Origin of the sequence: Zunongwangia mangrovi (assembly GCF_900112105.1) — a bacterium.
GTDB lineage: Bacteria > Bacteroidota > Bacteroidia > Flavobacteriales > Flavobacteriaceae > Zunongwangia > Zunongwangia mangrovi.
Map to the genome: position 1 here is coordinate 2,501 of NZ_FOKV01000020.1, position 3,256 is coordinate 5,756.

Below are 3,256 nucleotides of genomic sequence, written 5' to 3' on the forward strand. Positions count from 1 at the left end.
GCAAAAGGCACGCCGTCACCCCAAAGGGGCTCCGACCGCTTGTAAGCGTATGGTTTCAGGATCTATTTCACTCCCTTGTTCAGGGTTCTTTTCACCTTTCCCTCACGGTACTGGTTCACTATCGGTCTCTCAGGAGTATTTAGCCTTGGCGGATGGTCCCGCCGGATTCATACAGGGTTTCACGTGCCCCGCACTACTCAGGATACTACTATCAATAACATTTATTACCTATACGGGACTATCACCCTCTTTGGTTCCTCTTTCCAAAGGATTCTAATTCTGCATGCATCAAATATTGTAGTCCTACAACCCCATGCAGTCCGTAAACTACATGGTTTGGGCTAATACGCGTTCGCTCGCCGCTACTAGCGTAATCACTTTTGTTTTCTCTTCCTCCGGGTACTTAGATGTTTCAGTTCTCCGGGTTTGCCTCCTTACGGATACTATATCTTCAATATAGTGGGTTGCCCCATTCGGATATCTGCGGATCAATTTGTATGTGCCAATCCCCGCAGCTTTTCGCAGCTTATCACGTCCTTCTTCGCCTCTGAGAGCCTAGGCATTCCCCATACGCCCTTAATAAGCTTGTATGCTTTTTACCTAATATGCTCGTAAACAATTATCTTGCGATAATTGCTCAACTATTTTGTTTTGCTATTATTAATAGAATAAATTCTATCTCATAATAAGCGTTAGTTTCTCGTATTCTTTATTTCTCAATATGTCAATGAACGTTTTTCCTCTCAAGCAAATTATAAAACAGTGAATAGTAAACATCATTTCCTGGTGACTTAACTATCCTAGCCCTTATAATTCTAAGGAATTGTGGAGAATATCGGAGTCGAACCGATGACCTCCTGCGTGCAAGGCAGGCGCTCTAGCCAGCTGAGCTAATCCCCCGTATCTTAGTGATCAGTTAACCAGTTATTAGTTAACAGTACTTATAACGGCTACTCAACCTCTAAAATTTCCTTCAGTGTTTCAAATGAACTTCTTTGGCCTGACAACCATCTTGTAGTCTCAGGCAGACTTCCTCCTTCGCATGCGCTCCGGCGGATAAAATTCTATTCTACCTTCCTCTACTTTGTAGTCTCAGGCAGACTCGAACTGCCGACCTCTACATTATCAGTGTAGCGCTCTAACCAGCTGAGCTATGAGACTGTCCATATTATCGAATTGACATTAAGAATCAAGACCTAAAAGGCCGAATTTTGAACTTCCCTTTATTTCATTGCGATTCTCTTTTAAAAGAGAATGCTCTAGAAAGGAGGTGTTCCAGCCGCACCTTCCGGTACGGCTACCTTGTTACGACTTAGCCCCAGTTACCAGTTTTACCCTAGGCCGCTCCTCTCGGTAACGGACTTCAGGTACCCCCGGCTTCCATGGCTTGACGGGCGGTGTGTACAAGGCCCGGGAACGTATTCACCGCATCATGGCTGATATGCGATTACTAGCGATTCCAGCTTCACGTAGTCGAGTTGCAGACTACGATCCGAACTGTGATAGGGTTTATAGATTCGCTCCTTCTCGCGAAGTGGCTGCTCTCTGTCCCTACCATTGTAGCACGTGTGTGGCCCAGGACGTAAGGGCCGTGATGATTTGACGTCATCCCCACCTTCCTCACGGTTTGCACCGGCAGTCTGGCTAGAGTTCCCACCATTACGTGCTGGCAACTAACCACAGGGGTTGCGCTCGTTATAGGACTTAACCTGACACCTCACGGCACGAGCTGACGACAACCATGCAGCACCTTGCAATCTGTCCGAAGAAATATCTGTTTCCAGATACGTCAGACTGCATTTAAGCCCTGGTAAGGTTCCTCGCGTATCATCGAATTAAACCACATGCTCCACCGCTTGTGCGGGCCCCCGTCAATTCCTTTGAGTTTCATTCTTGCGAACGTACTCCCCAGGTGGGTTACTTATCACTTTCGCTTAACCACCCAACCCTCAATTAGGCCGGACAGCTAGTAACCATCGTTTACGGCGTAGACTACCAGGGTATCTAATCCTGTTCGCTACCTACGCTTTCGTCCATCAGCGTCAATACATTATTAGTGATCTGCCTTCGCAATCGGTATTCTGTGTAATATCTATGCATTTCACCGCTACACTACACATTCTAACCACTTCATAATGATTCAAGATCTACAGTATCAATGGCAGTTCTACAGTTAAGCTGCAGACTTTCACCACTGACTTATAAACCCGCCTACGGACCCTTTAAACCCAATGATTCCGGATAACGCTTGGATCCTCCGTATTACCGCGGCTGCTGGCACGGAGTTAGCCGATCCTTATTCGCAGAGTACCGTCAACTCCCCACACGTGGGGAGGGTTCTTCCTCTGTAAAAGCAGTTTACAACCCATAGGGCAGTCTTCCTGCACGCGGCATGGCTGGATCAGGCTCTCGCCCATTGTCCAATATTCCTCACTGCTGCCTCCCGTAGGAGTCTGGTCCGTGTCTCAGTACCAGTGTGGGGGATCTCCCTCTCAGGACCCCTACCTATCGTTGCCATGGTAAGCCGTTACCTTACCATCTAGCTAATAGGACGCATGCTCATCTCTTACCGTAACCTTTAATCATAAATTGATGCCAATTCATAATACTATGAGGTGTTAATCCACGTTTCCATGGGCTATCCCTCAGTAAGAGGTAGATTGCATACGCGTTACGCACCCGTGCGCCGGTCGTCAGCAGAGTGCAAGCACTCCCTGTTACCCCTCGACTTGCATGTGTTAAGCCTGCCGCTAGCGTTCATCCTGAGCCAGGATCAAACTCTTCATCGTTGTTTCATTAATATGTTACAATCAAATAAATGTTTTCCTTCTCAAGAAGTCTAAAGCTCAAAAGTCTGACTCTTTATAGTCTTAATTCTTAATCTTTACGCTATACTAATCCTAATCAAATTAAAATTAGTATCGTCTAGTCAATTCAATATGTCAATGAACTTATTCAAAAGTCCGGATCTAATTAAAGATCCTTTCGTTGAAATCTAAGGAATCGAACCTTATTATAAACCCCAGTCGGTATTTCTGTTCTTCCAAAATTTTAAGAGCATTTTAGCTTTCTCTCAAAGCGGCTGCAAATATACAACTACTTTTAAAACTCACAAGAAAAATTTAAAAATATTTTTTTTACTTTTTCCTTACTCAAAACCTCCAAAGAACCTCGCCGTTAAAGCGGCTGCAAATATACAACTCTTTTTCTTTAACCAGCAAAACTTTTTTAAAGTTTTTTTTAAAGCTAATTTTCA

Annotated in this window: 2 tRNA genes and 2 rRNA genes (1 of these 4 only partly in view); all 4 read right to left on the reverse strand. The window is 44.8% G+C overall.

Annotated elements, in window-relative coordinates:
• Positions 1-592 (reverse strand): 23S ribosomal RNA (locus tag BM201_RS17795); it reaches 2,242 nt to the left of the window's first position.
• A 234-nt stretch (positions 593-826) separates the two neighbouring features.
• Positions 827-900: transfer RNA gene (locus tag BM201_RS17800), tRNA-Ala, on the reverse strand.
• A gap of 187 nt (positions 901-1,087) precedes the next feature.
• Positions 1,088-1,161 (reverse strand) — tRNA-Ile (locus BM201_RS17805).
• A gap of 102 nt (positions 1,162-1,263) precedes the next feature.
• A 16S ribosomal RNA gene (locus BM201_RS17810) occupies positions 1,264-2,789 on the reverse strand.
• The 16S and 23S rRNA genes sit together here with 2 tRNA genes alongside, the layout of an rRNA operon.
• Positions 2,790-3,256: the final 467 nt, after the last annotated feature.